This is a genomic window from Simplicispira sp. 125, assembly GCF_003096555.1.
Taxonomy (GTDB): Bacteria; Pseudomonadota; Gammaproteobacteria; order Burkholderiales; family Burkholderiaceae_C; genus Simplicispira.
Genome location: NZ_QEKM01000001.1, coordinates 1,019,675 through 1,034,027, shown reverse-complemented (window position 1 = coordinate 1,034,027; position 14,353 = coordinate 1,019,675). Strand labels below are relative to the sequence as shown.

Here is a 14,353-nt window from a genome sequence, read left to right as displayed (position 1 = left end):
AGGCCCATTTGCCAACTGGCGAACACAAGGAGAACCACCATGAAACGCAAATCCGCGAGCGCGATGGGCAAGCTCATCGTGGTCATGCTGGCCGGCGCAACCACTTGCGCCCTGGCGGCACCGGGTGAAGATCCTGTGCACATCAACGGCAAAGTCAGCTACCTGCAAATGCCAACGGCCCCGCGGTCTTTATCGAGTGGCATCGTTTACAAAACCGGCATGCCGGACGACGCCAAAGCGAAGATCGCGCACTACGTCGCCAAGTCCTTCTCAGCCGATACCACGGGCATCCTGACCGAGAAGAATGCGGTGTCGAGTGTTCAGACCAACAGCTTAGGCGGCGTCACCTGCGTGCAGACGGTGCAGCCCAGTGCGCCCGGTGCGGGTGCCACCATGGGCCAAGACCAGGTGGTCGTGATCCGCGGTGACCTGGTCAACATCTGCAATTGACCTGCACGTGAAAGCCCACAACCCACAACCCACAACCCACAATCCTTATCAAGGTTCTTGTCGGTTGTTTTGAGGGCTGCGTTTAACTAGATTCCGAACGGCGTTGCCTAAGGCGATGCTGAATAAGTCACCGCGATGATGCGCGCCGTGCATCGGGATGGGATGCAAGGCGCAAACCGCAGCCATAGCCGCAGCGATGGCGAGGATTTGCAACGCCGCAGACCGCCCGAGGTACGGATGCGCAGCGCGTGAGGGACTTGTTCAGCATTGCCCTCAGCAGCAACACAACAAGATCGACACAAGGGGAAGGTTATGACCAAACGCAGCGCAACCCCGGGTTCAGAGCGTCGCCCAGCGCATGGGACTCGCAACTGGCTGGCGGCCACCCTGGCCACTGCCGCCCTGCTGGCGGGCTGTGCGACGCCCCTGGACGCGCGCAAGGACGCCGAATACCAGCGGCACGCCTCGGTGGCCGACCGTCCGGTGGTGCGCCCGGTGCGATCCGTCTCCAGTTTTTCCGAATCGCTGGTCTGCATGGACCGCATGCTGCGTGAGGCGCAACTGCCCACCACGCTGATCACCAGCAAGCAATTCATCGATTTCTCTGGCAAGGTGCCCGTGGCGACCAAGGAGATGATCACCACCTCGCTGTCGCAGATGTCGCGCCTGAGCAATGCCTTCCGCTTCGTCGACTTCGAGGTTGATATCGCGCGCCAGGACACGGTGCAGAACCTCACAACGATCCTGCTCAACAACAACCAGATGCAGTTGCAGCGCCCCGCGCTGTATGTGTCGGGTGCGATTGCCTTTGTCGACCAGAGCGTCACCAACAACAGCATGGACGCGGGCGTCTCGGGCGCGCGCGTTGACCTTGGCTACAGCCGATCGCGCAGCGCCACGATCATCGGTCTCGAGGTTCACTTGGGCGACTTTCGCACGCGCACCCTCATTCCCGGCATCGATTCGGCCAACGAGGTGGTGACCGGCGGCGGCGGCGAGGGACTTGACGTGGGGGGCCGCATCGGCACCTACGGAGTGAAGTTCAACGTCGGGCGCGACTATGCCATTGGCACCGGCGCCGCAATGCGCACGCTCGTCGATCTGGCGATGATTGAAGTCGTTGGAAAGTGGGCCCGCGTGCCCTATTGGCAATGCCTGACACTGGATCAGGCGCATCCACACTTTCAGCGGGTAATGCACGAGTGGTACAACGAAAGCGGCCCCGACGGGCAATTCAATCTGGTCAAGGCCTCGCTGACCAGCCAGGGCTATTTGCCGCGCGAATCGGAAACCCTCTCGAACAACCACCCCATCATGCGTCATGCGCTGGCCAGGTTTCAGGCCGACCGGGGTTTGACGGTGAGTGGCACCATCGACTTTCCGACCTACGAGGCGGCGTTGAATCACTTCGTCGCATTGGCTGAGGACGGCTCGCTCACCCGCATCGGCTGGAACAGCAGCGGACGCGAGACAGTTGCGGCTGCCGACGGCACCGCTGCGACTACGCTTGGGCTGGCCACTGCCCAACCCTGGACGATCAACTTACAGATCGAGAATCCGCAGCCGGCCGGCGAACTTCCTGCATTCACCTCAGGTGAGCAAATCTTCCTGTCGACCACGGTCTCGCACGCCTCGCACCTGTACTGCTACTACGCCGACAGCGCCGGGTGGGTGATGCGATTGCTGCCCAACGGGCTGCAACCCAATTCGCTGGTGTCGGCCAACCAGGCCATCCGTATCCCGGACTGGATGGCGCCCAACCCCGGCTTCATCCTCGAGGCGGGCAGCCCTGGAACCGAAGGCGTGATCTGCGTCGCCACGCAAGAAGACGTCGCGCCCAAGCTACCCACCGAGATGCAAGTGCCCGCGCTGACCCTGATGAGCGGTGTGCAGGGAGCGCAAGGAGTGCTGGAACGTTTTACTGCAGTGACTGGGAAAAACGGCCTGACCTCGCAATCGATCCAATGGATCGTGCAGCCACGCCGCCCACCGCCACCACCGCCACCACCTGCTCCAGCGTTGCCCCAACGGCGACCTGCAACGTAATGGCGTGACAGCAGCCACGGGTTCGGCACCGTTCGTCCCGTGGCATTGAATCACGCAGCCGACTGAGCCGTATCACCAGGAAGCCAGACCTCCTATGAAACCCTGCACCCGCATCACGAGACTTGCGTCCTTGGTACTGGTAGTGCTGGCCGCCACCGGGCCGAGCGCAGGCGCCAGCGCACACACGCGAGCCACCGTCATTGCCCAGGTACAAATGCCCTCGCCCAAGCAGGAGCACATTGATGCAGAGCCTGCCACAGTGCCGTACATTGAATCGGCACCGGCGACGATGCCGAGCATCGACCCCAGGCCACTCGACGATCAGCCAAGCATCGTTGCCCCGCCGGTCACGAAAGACTCGCTCACCACGCACGACACGCAGCAGGCGCAGGCGGTCGATCGTGAGTTGCGGCGCCTGCTGCGCACCGCAGAGGCGCCACGCACGATCGGCAGCACCACGCAGTCGGCCCAGGCAGCCTGGACGCTGGGCTTGATTTACCTGCACGGCGCGGGTGTTCGGCGCGACACGGCGCTGGCGCAGCGCTGGTTCGAGCAGGCGGCGCGTTTCGGGCGTGAGCCCTGGGCCTACGCCGGGTTGGCCTGGTGCTACCTCGACGGCTGCACGGGGCCTCCCGACCCCATGGCCGCTGCGCGTGCCATCGATCAGTTGCGCCCGCGCCACCGCGCGCGCGCCGACTTCCTGCAATGGGTGCTGGCTATGCGCCAGACGCCGCTGCAGGTGGCCAAGCCAGGAATGAATCAGGATCAGGTGCTGGAGTTGCCCAACCGCCCGTTGCTCGAGAAAGCCGCTGCGGCCGGCGACATGCACGCCAACATTGAGCTGGGTATGGACGCCGTCACCAACGAGCGCTTTGAGCAGGCCGAGCAGTACTTTCGCCGCGCCGGCCCCCAGTCGCAGGCCGCACAAAAAAACCTGCAGCAGTTGGCCGCACGCGGCAACAGCCCGATCACGGCGCCACAGAAGTCGCCGCTTACCGCGAGCGCCGCAGAGGCGCTGACGACTGCGCGCAAATACCACCGGGGCCAGGGCGTCCCGTCGAATTTCACAGAGGCGATTCGCTTTTATCGGCTGGCCGACCAGCGCGGCAGTGTGGAGGCGCGGCGCATGCTGGCCCTGATTTATTCCAGGCCCGCGCCCGGTGGCAGTATCGACCCGGGCTGGATGCAGCAACTTGCCCAGGTCGACCTCGCCACGACCATTCCAACGATGGGGGTGCTTGGTACCACGCATCTGCTGCACCGCGAGCCGACCCCTTTGTATGACTTGATGCCGGTGTTTTGGCGCGATCAATTGACCCAGGTCGAACGTTGATGTCTGCACCGCTTCGCAGCGCGCGAGGATGGCGCCAGCCGAACGTCGGACGTTTCTCTCTCTGGTGAACGCACCCAGCCTGGAGGAGGATGCACTGATGCGCGGCGAGAACATCGGGGGCCGCCCGCCTGACCCGAATATTTCACGCAAATGAGTCGGTGGCCCTGCCCGAAAGCGCGTTGTCATTGGCATCTGATTCCATTTCCAAATCATTCGTGTCTAGGCACGAAGCCGCAGACAGTGCTGCAGCACGGCAAGGCAAAGCAACAACGACACGGGTGATTTGGAAATGGAATGACGCCAACCACAACACAGGACCGCCAAGCCAAACTGTACCGAAGAAGAGGAGCCGCACATGATTGAATTTGGCAAACTGGGCAGATGCGTTGTAGAGGGCTGTTTTGACGGCGGCAGCATGACAAGCGATGGCGAGGTGATGCTGCTGGGGGCCACTGACCGCAAGCTCGGCCTGCTGCAGGCGGCGGCACGCTGCATTGCCGTCCCGCGCAACCCGCTGTTGACAGCGCACGAGCGCCGGGGTGATGACGCGACTGGAATAGGGCCAGCAGGGCAGCAACTCCAACTGGCCCAGTGCCGACATCTTTGCGCAGGCCATGCGCCAGTTACACACGCCCTTGTGTGGTGCAGCGGGGCATTGGCCTTCGCCGTGGGCACAGCGCATGCCCAGGTTCGCTCGCAGATCACACAGGTGAACCCGCCGGTTGACCGCTCCCTGCTGAGCGCGTTCTCCCCCCCCAATGCCGGTCTCAGACGATTCGGCGCAGGAAAAAGCCATGGAAAAGCTGCGCTCCACCGCCCAAAGCACCCCAGTGCCGCCAGGTCGCAAAGGCAGGCCACCGGCCGACATAGCAAGTGAGCCTTCACCGAAAGAAGCCGCTTGGCTATTAGGCTTGCTTGCCCTGCACGGCAAAGCCATGCCGTTCGATCCGGTGCAGGCACAGCACTGGTTTGAACGCGCCTACCTTCTGGGCAACCCTCTGGCCGCCGCTGGTCTGGCCTGGTGCCAGATGGACGGCTGCGGTGGCACACCCAACCCCGAACTGGCGCGCACCTGGATCGACCGGTTGCGCAAAGTGGCGCCCGGCCGTGCGATTTACCTGGAATGGGCACTGAATACTCAGCTCGCAGCGCTGGAGATTGCACAGCCCGGCCCCCTGCACCAGACACCGCCCAACGCCCCCATCAGGTTCCGCGACTTGCTGCTGCGCGCAGCCCAGGCCGGCGACAGCAACGCACTCAACGAACTGGGACTTGAAAACCTGGCAACAGGGCGATTCGATCTGGCATTGCGGCAATTCCAGGCGGCCGCACGACAGTCGGACGCTGCCGCAAACAACGCACGCCTGCTGACCGAGCGCATAAAGTTAGCCAAGAAACCACCCGGAGCAGGAAGCCAAACGGCCAGCGCATGGTGGCTGCAAGCCCGCAGGTACCACCGGGGTGAAGGAGTCCCCGCCAACTTTACGGAAGCCATGCGCCTGTACCAACTGGCGGCCGCCCATGGCAGCCGGGAAGCCCGGCACATGCTGGAGCTGATCTCTTCACGCCCCGGCCCCCAGGGAGGGATCGATATTGCCTGGATGCAACAATTGGCAATGATGGAGACTGGGCCAGACGGCACCTTGCTGCCGAGCACATCGCCCGCCAGATCGCCTTTGTTCGGGCGCGACCCCACTCCGCTCTATGACTTTTTACCCAAACACTGGCGCACCGCGCAACACGCAGCCGTAGCACCCGGTGAAGGCGAAAACCCCTAAGTGCCTGCAGGGACAGGACCGACATACCGAGCACTTGATCCATGATGGTGAACCAATCAGCGCCAGTGCATTCGGACTTTGATCGGTGATGCCACCGCTCCACATGCGGCAAAAGCGCAGTACGAGCGCCTGGCACAACCGCCCTGGCTTTCCACCAGGCTTGCAACAGCGTGCTGCGCCGGTACCATCGGTCCACAGAACAACAGGATCGCCGTCCTTGCGCGGCGCACCCCTACTTGCTGGAGCACCGCCATGAAATTCATCCAACCGACCTGCCACACATGGCTTGCCTGCCTGGCAGCCCTCGGTTTCGCTTCGGCCGCCTTGGCTCAAGAACAGGCAGCAGCATCAGTCACCGCGGCGCCCGCCCCGGCGCGCATGCAGCTCTCAGAAGACGGCACCCTGGTGATCGACAAGCGCTCCAAAGTGGCCTGGGCACGCTGTGTTGAAGGCACGCACTGGAACGGCAAGACCTGCGAAGGCCTGCCCTTGCTGTTCGACCGGGCCGAGGCCATGGCCACAGCCGCCGCCCGCAGCAAGGCCGAAGGCGTTGCGTGGCGCCTGCCCCGCGCCAATGAATTGCGCCATCTGGTGAATAAAAGGGCTGTACCCGCAGGGGTGGACTTGGCGCTGTTTCCTGCAGCGCCCGGCACCTGGCATTGGTCCAGCTCCACCCGTGTGCACACGGGCAGCATCAATACGTACAACTACGGCAGTGTGATGCACGGCAGCGGGGGCGGCACATCCAGCCACCTGGGATCGTTTCGCAATGGCTGGGCGGTAGACATGTCCTCCGGCGAAGCCAGCGGCGACGTTGCCAAGAGCAGCCGCCTGCCCGTTCGGCTGGTGCGACCCTATCAATGAGGGTGCCTATAAATCGTGCACCGGCTGGATGGGGCCCCCGGGCCGTTTGATTCCGCTCTGGAGCAGGCGCCCCATCTGGTCGGCGGGCACCGGGCGGCTGAACAGGTAGCCTTGCACCTGATCGCACCCTGATTTTTCCAGGAAATCACACTCCGCCACGGTTTCTACGCCCTCGGCGATCACGGTCAATTGCAGGTTGTGCCCTAACTGGATGATGGCCCGCACGATCGAGGCACCATCAGTGCCCATCAGCATGTCGCGCACAAAGGTCTGGTCAATCTTGAGGGTATCGACGGCCAGCCGCTTGAGATACGACAGGCTGGAATAGCCCGTTCCAAAGTCGTCGATAGACAGCTTCACCCCCATCGCCTTGAGGCCCTGCAGCGTATGAATGGTCGATTCCACGTCCTGCAGCAAAATGGATTCGGTGAGCTCTAGCTCCAGGTAGGCGGATTGCAGGCCCGAAGCGGCCAAGGCGTCGGCCACCATCTCCAGCACGTTGCCGCGTTTGAATTGCAGGGCCGAAAGGTTGACGCTCACCACCGGCGGCTCGGGCAACAGGTCTTGCCATTGACAGGCCTGGCGGCAGGCCTCGTGCAGAACCCACTCGCCCAACGGCACGATGTGCCCACTGCGCTCGGCCAGGCCGATGAACTTGCCAGGCGGCAGCAGGCCATCGGTGGGGTGCTGCCAGCGCACCAGGGCCTCCACTCCAACAATGCGGCCACTGGCCAGATCGATCTGTGGCTGGTAGTGCAGCAAAAATTCGCCCTGGCGCAAGGCATTGGCCAGGCCGCCGGTCAGGTGAATCTGCTCCAGCATGCCATCGTTCATTTCGTGCGAGAAGAAACGGCAAGCGTTGCGACCGGCTTCCTTGGCGCTGGCCACGGCCGCATGGGTATGTTTGAGCAGGGTTTCGAAATCATCGCCATCGGCCGGATACAGGCCGATGCCCACGGAGCACGAAACATTGAGCGGACGGCCATTGATCTGAATCGGCTCGGTCAACACATCACGGATCGCATTGCCTACGCCTGCCAAGGCTGGAGCATCAAAGAGGCCCGCCAGCAGCACCACGAACTCATCACCGCTCATGCGGCTGACAGTGGCGGATACAGGAACGCACTGCTGCAGCCGCTCGACCACCTTCACGATCACCTGATCACCCACGGCATAGCCCAGGCTGTCGTTGATCTGTTTGAAATGGTCCAGATCGATGTACAGCATGCCAATCCGGCGCGGGTTGCCTTGAGCCACCCGCGCAGCATGCTCAAAGCGGTCCCGCAGCAACAAGCGGTTGGGCAAATGGGTCAGTGGGTCGAAGTTGGACAAGAACTCCAATCGCGCCTTGGTCTGGGCATGCTCGCTGCGGGTGCGTAAAGTGGCAATGCCATACGCCAGATCGGAGGCCAACTCCATCAACAGGCGCAGTTCATCGGAATCAAAACAGTCCTCCTCCGCCGAATACAGTGCCAGCGAACCGATGACATCGGCATTGCAGACCAGCGGCAGGGCCGCACACGAGCGCATGCTGCGCTGGTCCGTCTGCTCGCGCCACAGGGCCATGCGCGGATCGCTCTTGATGTGATCGATGGCGCACGGCAGGCCCGTGCGAATGGCGGTGCCCACAGGCCCACGGCCGTGCGGTTCATCGGCCCAGGTGACGGGCAGGTTGTGAAGATAGCCATCGTGGTCCCCCGATTGGGCCATCACCTGCACGGAGTGCGCCGCATCGTGCACGGCATAACCCACCCATGCCATGAGATAACCGCCCCGCTCCACGCACAGGCGGCAGACTTCCGCCAGCAGGCTGTGCTCCTCCTCGGCATGCACCAAAGCTGTGTTGCAGTCACTCAGCAGGCGCAAATCCCGGTTGGCACGCTCCAGAGCCAGTTTGCCTTGCAGGCTCACGGTAACGTCCTGCACCGTACCAAGGGAGCGCAGAGGCTGGCCCGCTGCGTTGTAATGCGTTTCGCCCCGCTCATGGACATGCTTGATCCGGCCATCAGGCATCAGCAGGCGATGGGTGATGTGGTAGGGCTCCCGGCGCTGCACGGATTCGGAATACGTTTTGCTGACGCTGTCGCGGTCGTCGGGATGAATGACGCCGAGAAAAACCTCATAAGACGGCGGCTGCGTGGGGTCGAGCTCGAAAATCGCGTAGGTTTCATCCGACCACGCCAGCTGGCGGGTTGCCAGATCCAGCTCCCAATGGCCCAGAACGGCCAGCCGCTGGGCTTCTTTCAAGCGCGCTGCATTGTTCTCCAATTCAGATTGTGTGCGGATGCGCTCGCTCTCCATTGCCTGAAGTTGCGCCTGCGATTGCGCCAGCCGCGCCATCACGCTGCCGCTCGCACTGTGCGCCAGCACCAGCGATCCGCTGAAATCACCCTTGCCCAGGCGGGTGATCTGCGCCTGCACCTCATCGACCGACCCACCCATGACGCTGCGCAGAGCCTTTGAGGTACGGTAGAGCATGAACGCCAGAGCAAGGCCCAGACCGATGAAGATCCACCGCATGGCCAGGGCATTGCGCTCGGCCCGCGCCACGGCGGCCAAGGTGCGCTCCATCACCAGGGCGTGGAATTCTTCAATCGGCGCCATAATGGCCGCCTTGGCCGAGAGGTAAGCCGCATCGTGCAGCATGGCGCGGGCCCGCGCATGGCTGGCCTCGGCATTACTGCCCTGGTCCTGCCGCAACTGCATGGCTTCGTGCTCGGTGCGGCTCAGTTGGTCGGAGAGCGATTTAGCCTGGGCCAGCAGGGAAAATTCCTGCTCGGTAAAGCCAGCATCGCGCATCAGATCCAGCAAGGCCACCGCAACGCCGGGCGGTGCCGACAAATCCACATCGGAGGGCACATCGAAGGAGACCACGCGGTCGCGCGGGGGCCTTGGCTTGCGCCCCTCACGAATCTCCAGCAAGGATTCGTAGTGGCGCTGGTACAAGCCATCGCCGGTCATCACGGCCATGCGTGCCAGGCGGGTGAGGTCGTCGGTCGAGCGGCGCATTTCGTCTGCCAGGTGCAGCGAGCGCAGACGTTGCCTGTTGGCCGCATCGATGGCTTTCTCGGAAACGACATAACCCCCAAATGCCGCCACCATGGCCAGCAGCACAGCCAGCGTGTACCAGAGGTGGCGGGTAAAGGTGGAGGTAGTCCGTTGCATGGTCAAAATCAGGGCAATAACCATTGTAGGGGTGCTGCCTTACCGGATGACAAGACTTCAACATGAGGGCGCAACGCTCTTTTCCGGAGCAAAGCCAACCCCTTCGATCAACGACAAAAGGCGAATCTGCGCCCAGTCGATGTATCGCCCTCGCAGCTCTGCAATGGACGGGCCGCCACCGCTATAATTTCCGGGTCATTGGGGAGTAGCCTCTCTTCGCATCGAAGAGGCTTACGTCAACATACTTGACCCACCGGTCATGGCGTAAGCGGTTTCTGATTCCATTTCCAAACCATCCGTGTCGTTGTTGCTTGGCCTTGCCGTGCTACAACACTGATCGTAGGCTCCGCGCCTAGGAATGATTTGGAAACAGAATGCGCTTGGCAAGACCTTTGACCACCACGCCTCCGATTGGCCGGGGATGCGTGGTGGTCAATCGTCTGTAAACCGGCCTGGAAACATTGATGGAATCCCTCCTTGTCTCGACCGGAGTGGTCGCCCTTGCTGAAATTGGCGACAAAACCCAACTCCTCGCCTTCATCCTCGCAGCCCGCTTCAAAAAGCCTGTCCCAATCATCCTCGGCATCCTGGCTGCTACCGTGGTCAATCATGGCCTCGCGGGTGCTCTCGGGGCCTGGATCACTGCAGTGGTCAGTCCCGAGATCATGCGCTGGGCTTTGGGCCTGTCGTTCATCGGCATGGCCGCCTGGACCATGATTCCGGACAAAATTGAAGACGAGGAAGCACAGATCGCCCAAAGGTTTGGCGTGTTCGGCGCCACCTTGATCACCTTCTTTCTGGCCGAAATGGGCGACAAGACACAGATCGCCACGGTCGCTCTGGCCGCACATTACGCGGCACCTGTGATGGTGGTGATCGGCACCACCCTCGGGATGCTGATTGCCGATGTGCCTGCCGTGTTCGTCGGCGACAAGCTCGCGTCAAAAATCCCGATGAAGCTGGTGCATACGATAGCCGCCGCGATTTTTGCGCTCCTTGGGATCGTGACCCTGCTCGGGGCGGGATCAAAGCTGGGGTTCTAGTTCCATTTCTAAACCATCCTTGTCGTTGTTGCTTCGCCTTGCCGTGCTACGGCACTGATCGTAGGCTTCGCGCCGAGACACGGATGATTGGGAAACAGAATAAAACACACGCCTGGGCGGCCTCCAGCCTCTTTGGGGCCGACAGCCGTCCCATGGGAAACGCTGGCATGCGTTGCGCAAGGGAGGAACAGGGGAAAAATTGCCACGCCCCGTGCAAAGGCGTTTTAAAAAAGCTGCCCGTCCTGCGCAGCAAAAGCAGCTTCAGTGGCCAGCATGCGCAGCTTGGTGGCTGCGCCGCCGTGCGCAGAAAAACCGCCTGGCCGTTGCCCCGCTGCCAGCACGCGGTGGCAGGGCACCACCGGCGCAAAGGGGTTAAAACCCAGCGCCTGTCCCACCGCGCGGGCGAGGTGTCTGTCGCCCAGCTCGGCGGCAATCTCGCCATAGGTGCGTGTCTGGCCTGGGGGGATGCGGCAGGTGATGGCGTACACACGGCGCTGGAAGTCGGTGAGGCCGCCCATGTCCAGCACCAGGGAACTCAGGTCGTGCGGCTCACCTGCCAGCAGGGCCGCAATCTGGGCCATGGCGGCGCGCACCTCGGGCGGGGGGGCTGCTTCTGGCAAGGGGCCGGCATAGCGCAGCAGGCGCGCACGGGTGCCTGCTGCGTCCTGCTCGGGCAACTGCACCGCAGCAATGCCGCGTGGCGCCCAGGCGATGCCGCAAACGCCTATGGCGGTTTCGAACAAAGCATGGCCTGCCAACGTGCTCATTACTATGTTTTCAATAGCTGCTAACGCTTATTCCATAAGCGTTAGCAGCTATTTTTACCCATATTTCAGTTGGCACGCAACTGTGCACGCAACTGCACGCCCAACTCGGGCTTGTCGGCAAAGGGGTCGGTGGGGTTGCGCGCCTGCAGGATGTCTTCCATGCGCGTCTGCACGGCGCCGATGGCTTTGGGGTGGCTGTAGATATAGAACTGGCCCGCACCCACGGCATCGAACACCTTTTGCGCCACCTCGGCGGCGGTCACCTTGCCCGAACTGACCGCCTTGCCAATCATGGCCTGGCCGATGAGCTGGCTCTTGGTGGGCTTGCCCGACTGCAAGGCATCCGGTCGGTTGCGATGGCTGTCGTTGATGCCCGTGGCCACAAAATAGGGGCAGAGCACGCTGGCGCTGACCTGGTCCGTGACCAGCGAGAGATCCTGGTACAGCGTTTCGCTCAGACTGACGACGGCGTGCTTGCTCACGTTGTAGATACCCATGTTGGGCGGCGCCAGCAAACCGGCCATGCTGGCCGTGTTGACGATGTGGCCACGCCAGGCCGGGTCTTTGGCGGCAGCGTCGAGCATCATGGGGGTGAACAGGCGCACACCATGCACCACACCCATGAGGTTGACGCCCAGCACCCATTCCCAGTCCCTCACCGAGTTTTCCCACACCAGGCCGCCGGCACCCACGCCAGCGTTGTTGAACACCAGGTGCGGCGCGCCAAAGCGCTCCTGCACATCCAGTGCGAGCTGCTCCATCTGCGCAGCGTTCGACACATCGACCTTGCGTGCCAGCACCTGGGCCCCTGCGGCCTGCATCTCAGCGGTGGCGGCGTCCAGCGCGTCCTGCTGCACATCGACCAGCACCAGGTTCATGCCCAAACGGGCGCCAATGCGCGCGCATTCCAGCCCAAAGCCAGAACCCGCTCCCGTCAGAACCGCGGTCTTGCCTGCAAAATTTTCGATCATGTGGTGTGTCTCCTTCAGTTGTTGATGATTCAGGGCGTCGTACTTGAAACGGGCGCCGCCCAGGCCAGCGACCGCTGCGCAAGGGCTGCCCCGCTGCGTCGGCGGTGTCTCCCTTCCTGGCGTAGCCGAGAGAAGGGGCTGAGAGCCGCGGCTCCAAGCCTGCCTGCGCAGGCTTGGACGGCCTCAAAGAGCTGCCGCGTCAGGCGGCTGCACGGAGCGGCGTATCTCAGGAGGTTGCCTTCTTTAGTACATAACCAATGCGGGGAAAATGCACATTGACGGTGCCTGCACGCGGGTCCTCGCGGCGCAGGATATAGCGCGTGCGGGTGGCGGCCACCAGCGTGCCCTGCGTGGCCTCGGGGCCAAAGCTCTCGGGCGCCACGGTGACTTCGCTGCCCAGGGCAATGCCATGTTCGTCCTGGAACACATCACTCATGTGCGGCAACGGCTCGGCACCAGCGGCCACAGTGATGGCATCTTGGGCGGTGAACCGCTCCATGCGGCCATGGCCCAGTGCGGCCATGCGATCCATCCATTCGAGCACGGCGGGTACATGGTCGAACACATCGGCCACCGACGGCGTGCACACGCGCGTAAACCACAACGGGTGGTAGGCGGCAAAGTCGGCCACACAGGGCGCAATGCCAAACAAAAAGTCGTGCTCTTCGACCATGTGCGCGATGCGCCGCAGGTAGGAGCGGTAGGCGGGCGCGGCGTCCTGCGTGCGCAGGCGCGTCATGTTCACGCTCATGGCCTTGCGGTCTTCGGCAAAGGCCGCCCCGGCCTCGGGCGGCAGCTTGGCGAACAGCGCGGCCACGCCCTTGGGCTGCATGTTGTAGGCCATGGCCGTCCAGAACAGGGTGCTGTCGGCCCACTGGGCGAACACGCGGGAGACGCCCTTCAAGTGCGGCGGATACAGCACGGGCTCGGGCTGCTTGTGGTCCAGCACCTCGCAGATCAGGCTGGTATCGCAGTAAATGTCGGCGCCGATCTGCAGGATGGGCGTGCGCCGGTAGCCGCCCGTCAGCGCCACCACATCGGGCTTGGGCATGACGCTGGGGATGATGACGGACTTCCAGGGCAGTTGCTTGAAGCCCAGCACCATGCGGATTTTTTCGGCAAATGGCGACGCGGGGTAGTGGTGCAGGATGAGTTCTGTGCTCATGGTGTCTCCTTGGCAAGGGCTGGCTCTGCGGGGCGCAGCATTTCAATGTGGGGAATGGCGTCTTCCAGGTAGGGCGCGCCCACCGGCGCAAAACCGAGCGCCGCATAAAAATCGTGCAGATGCGCCTGTGCGCTGATGCGCACCGCCCTGCCCGGCCACGCTTTGGCGCAGCACGCCAGGCCCTCGGACATCAACACACGGCCCAGGCCCAGGCCACGGGCCTCGGGCGCTGTCACCACGCGGCCAAGGGAGGGCTCGGCAAACTTGACGCCAGGGTCTACCACGCGCAGGCAGGCCTGGAGCTGGCCCGCAGCGTTGTAGCCCAGCAGGTGCCAGGCCTGCTTGTCGGCGGTATCCGGGTCCTGGTACGGGCCTTGCTCAAGAATGAACACCCGGCACCGCAAGGCCAGCGCATCGTGCAGGGCGTGCACGCCCAGGTCATCAAAGCGCTTGCAGGTCCAGCTCAACGTCATTGCAATGCTCCACTACGCTGCGCTGCAGATCAATTCACGCCCTGCGAATCTGGCACGACCCATACCAGGGACGCCGCGCAAGGGCCGCCACGACATGGAAATGTCGTCTGCACTCCGGGCGCTGGCCTCGTCCCCCTTCCCGGCGATAACCGAGAGAAGGGGCTGAGGGCCGCAGGCAAGCTGCCCAAGGTGGCCTTGGTCGCGTGCATGCGCAAGCTGCTGACCATGCTCAACGCCATGGTCAGAACAGGCAAACCTTGGGATGCTTCGCTTCATAGGACTTGACTTTGAAGACGGT

Annotated in this window: 11 protein-coding genes, 2 pseudogenes and 1 riboswitch; of the genes and pseudogenes, 8 read left to right on the top strand and 5 right to left on the bottom strand. The window is 63.0% G+C overall.

Going from position 1 to position 14,353, the window contains the following annotated elements; all coding sequences use genetic code 11:
- Positions 1-39 precede the first annotated feature (39 nt).
- From C8D04_RS04715 to C8D04_RS04690, 6 genes and pseudogenes are all read left to right on the top strand, one after another.
- On the top strand, positions 40-450 hold the full coding sequence (locus tag C8D04_RS04715; RefSeq protein ID WP_116003820.1) for a hypothetical protein: 411 nt from the start codon (positions 40-42) through the stop codon (positions 448-450).
- A gap of 312 nt (positions 451-762) precedes the next feature.
- Positions 763-2,496, top strand: a complete 1,734-nt coding sequence (locus tag C8D04_RS04710) for a DUF4384 domain-containing protein (RefSeq protein ID WP_116003819.1) — start codon at positions 763-765, stop codon at positions 2,494-2,496.
- A gap of 94 nt (positions 2,497-2,590) precedes the next feature.
- Complete coding sequence (locus C8D04_RS04705) at positions 2,591-3,829, top strand: SEL1-like repeat protein (protein WP_116003818.1); 1,239 nt, start codon at positions 2,591-2,593, stop codon at positions 3,827-3,829.
- Positions 3,830-4,184: 355 nt separating this feature from the next.
- Positions 4,185-4,349 (top strand): annotated as a pseudogene (locus C8D04_RS04700) (IS1380 family transposase); the annotation flags it as partial.
- Positions 4,350-4,623: 274 nt separating this feature from the next.
- Entirely contained in the window at positions 4,624-5,607 is a 984-nt protein-coding gene (locus C8D04_RS04695) for a hypothetical protein (RefSeq protein WP_233521109.1), read from the top strand.
- A gap of 252 nt (positions 5,608-5,859) precedes the next feature.
- Complete coding sequence (locus C8D04_RS04690; protein ID WP_116003816.1) at positions 5,860-6,471, top strand: DUF1566 domain-containing protein; 612 nt, start codon at positions 5,860-5,862, stop codon at positions 6,469-6,471.
- Between the two features lie 6 nt (positions 6,472-6,477).
- Here the strand turns inward: C8D04_RS04690 and C8D04_RS04685 are convergent, their stop codons facing one another.
- Entirely contained in the window at positions 6,478-9,636 is a 3,159-nt protein-coding gene (locus tag C8D04_RS04685) for an EAL domain-containing protein (RefSeq protein ID WP_158550281.1), read from the bottom strand.
- 188 nt (positions 9,637-9,824) lie between these two features.
- Positions 9,825-9,971: riboswitch (yybP-ykoY riboswitch) on the top strand.
- A gap of 129 nt (positions 9,972-10,100) precedes the next feature.
- Here C8D04_RS04685 and C8D04_RS04680 point away from each other — a divergent pair.
- The gene (locus tag C8D04_RS04680; RefSeq protein ID WP_116003814.1) at positions 10,101-10,679 is read left to right on the top strand and encodes a TMEM165/GDT1 family protein; all 579 of its coding nucleotides are present in this window, start codon (positions 10,101-10,103) and stop codon (positions 10,677-10,679) included.
- 224 nt (positions 10,680-10,903) lie between these two features.
- Here the strand turns inward: C8D04_RS04680 and C8D04_RS04675 are convergent, their stop codons facing one another.
- The 4 genes from C8D04_RS04675 to C8D04_RS04660 form a co-directional block, all read right to left on the bottom strand.
- Positions 10,904-11,446: a methylated-DNA--[protein]-cysteine S-methyltransferase gene (locus tag C8D04_RS04675; RefSeq protein WP_116003813.1), complete on the bottom strand. Its 543-nt coding sequence runs from the start codon at positions 11,444-11,446 to the stop codon at positions 10,904-10,906.
- Positions 11,447-11,511: 65 nt separating this feature from the next.
- The gene (locus C8D04_RS04670; protein WP_116003812.1) at positions 11,512-12,417 is read right to left on the bottom strand and encodes an SDR family oxidoreductase; all 906 of its coding nucleotides are present in this window, start codon (positions 12,415-12,417) and stop codon (positions 11,512-11,514) included.
- Positions 12,418-12,643: 226 nt separating this feature from the next.
- A complete protein-coding gene (locus C8D04_RS04665; protein ID WP_116003811.1) occupies positions 12,644-13,582 on the bottom strand; it encodes a glutathione S-transferase family protein in 939 nt (312 codons plus the stop codon).
- Positions 13,579-14,055 (bottom strand): GNAT family N-acetyltransferase, encoded by a 477-nt coding sequence (locus C8D04_RS04660; RefSeq protein ID WP_116003810.1) that lies wholly within the window; start codon positions 14,053-14,055, stop codon positions 13,579-13,581. Before C8D04_RS04660 ends, C8D04_RS04665 begins: the two co-directional genes overlap by 4 nt.
- 168 nt (positions 14,056-14,223) lie before the next feature.
- Here C8D04_RS04660 and C8D04_RS04655 point away from each other — a divergent pair.
- Positions 14,224-14,340, top strand: a pseudogene (locus tag C8D04_RS04655) (IS110 family transposase); the annotation flags it as partial.
- Between the last annotated feature and the right edge of the window lie 13 nt (positions 14,341-14,353).

Bases quoted from the DNA above. Each gene is read 5' to 3' on its own strand.
- C8D04_RS04715 (WP_116003820.1), top strand. From the start codon at position 40: ATGAAACGCAAATCCGCGAGCGCGATGGGCAAGCTCATCGTGGTCATG.
- C8D04_RS04710 (WP_116003819.1), top strand. From the start codon at position 763: ATGACCAAACGCAGCGCAACCCCGGGTTCAGAGCGTCGCCCAGCGCAT.
- C8D04_RS04705 (WP_116003818.1), top strand. From the start codon at position 2,591: ATGAAACCCTGCACCCGCATCACGAGACTTGCGTCCTTGGTACTGGTA.
- C8D04_RS04695 (WP_233521109.1), top strand. From the start codon at position 4,624: ATGGAAAAGCTGCGCTCCACCGCCCAAAGCACCCCAGTGCCGCCAGGT.
- C8D04_RS04690 (WP_116003816.1), top strand. From the start codon at position 5,860: ATGAAATTCATCCAACCGACCTGCCACACATGGCTTGCCTGCCTGGCA.
- C8D04_RS04685 (WP_158550281.1), bottom strand. From the start codon at position 9,636: ATGCAACGGACTACCTCCACCTTTACCCGCCACCTCTGGTACACGCTG.
- C8D04_RS04680 (WP_116003814.1), top strand. From the start codon at position 10,101: ATGGAATCCCTCCTTGTCTCGACCGGAGTGGTCGCCCTTGCTGAAATT.
- C8D04_RS04675 (WP_116003813.1), bottom strand. From the start codon at position 11,446: ATGAGCACGTTGGCAGGCCATGCTTTGTTCGAAACCGCCATAGGCGTT.
- C8D04_RS04670 (WP_116003812.1), bottom strand. From the start codon at position 12,417: ATGATCGAAAATTTTGCAGGCAAGACCGCGGTTCTGACGGGAGCGGGT.
- C8D04_RS04665 (WP_116003811.1), bottom strand. From the start codon at position 13,582: ATGAGCACAGAACTCATCCTGCACCACTACCCCGCGTCGCCATTTGCC.
- C8D04_RS04660 (WP_116003810.1), bottom strand. From the start codon at position 14,055: ATGACGTTGAGCTGGACCTGCAAGCGCTTTGATGACCTGGGCGTGCAC.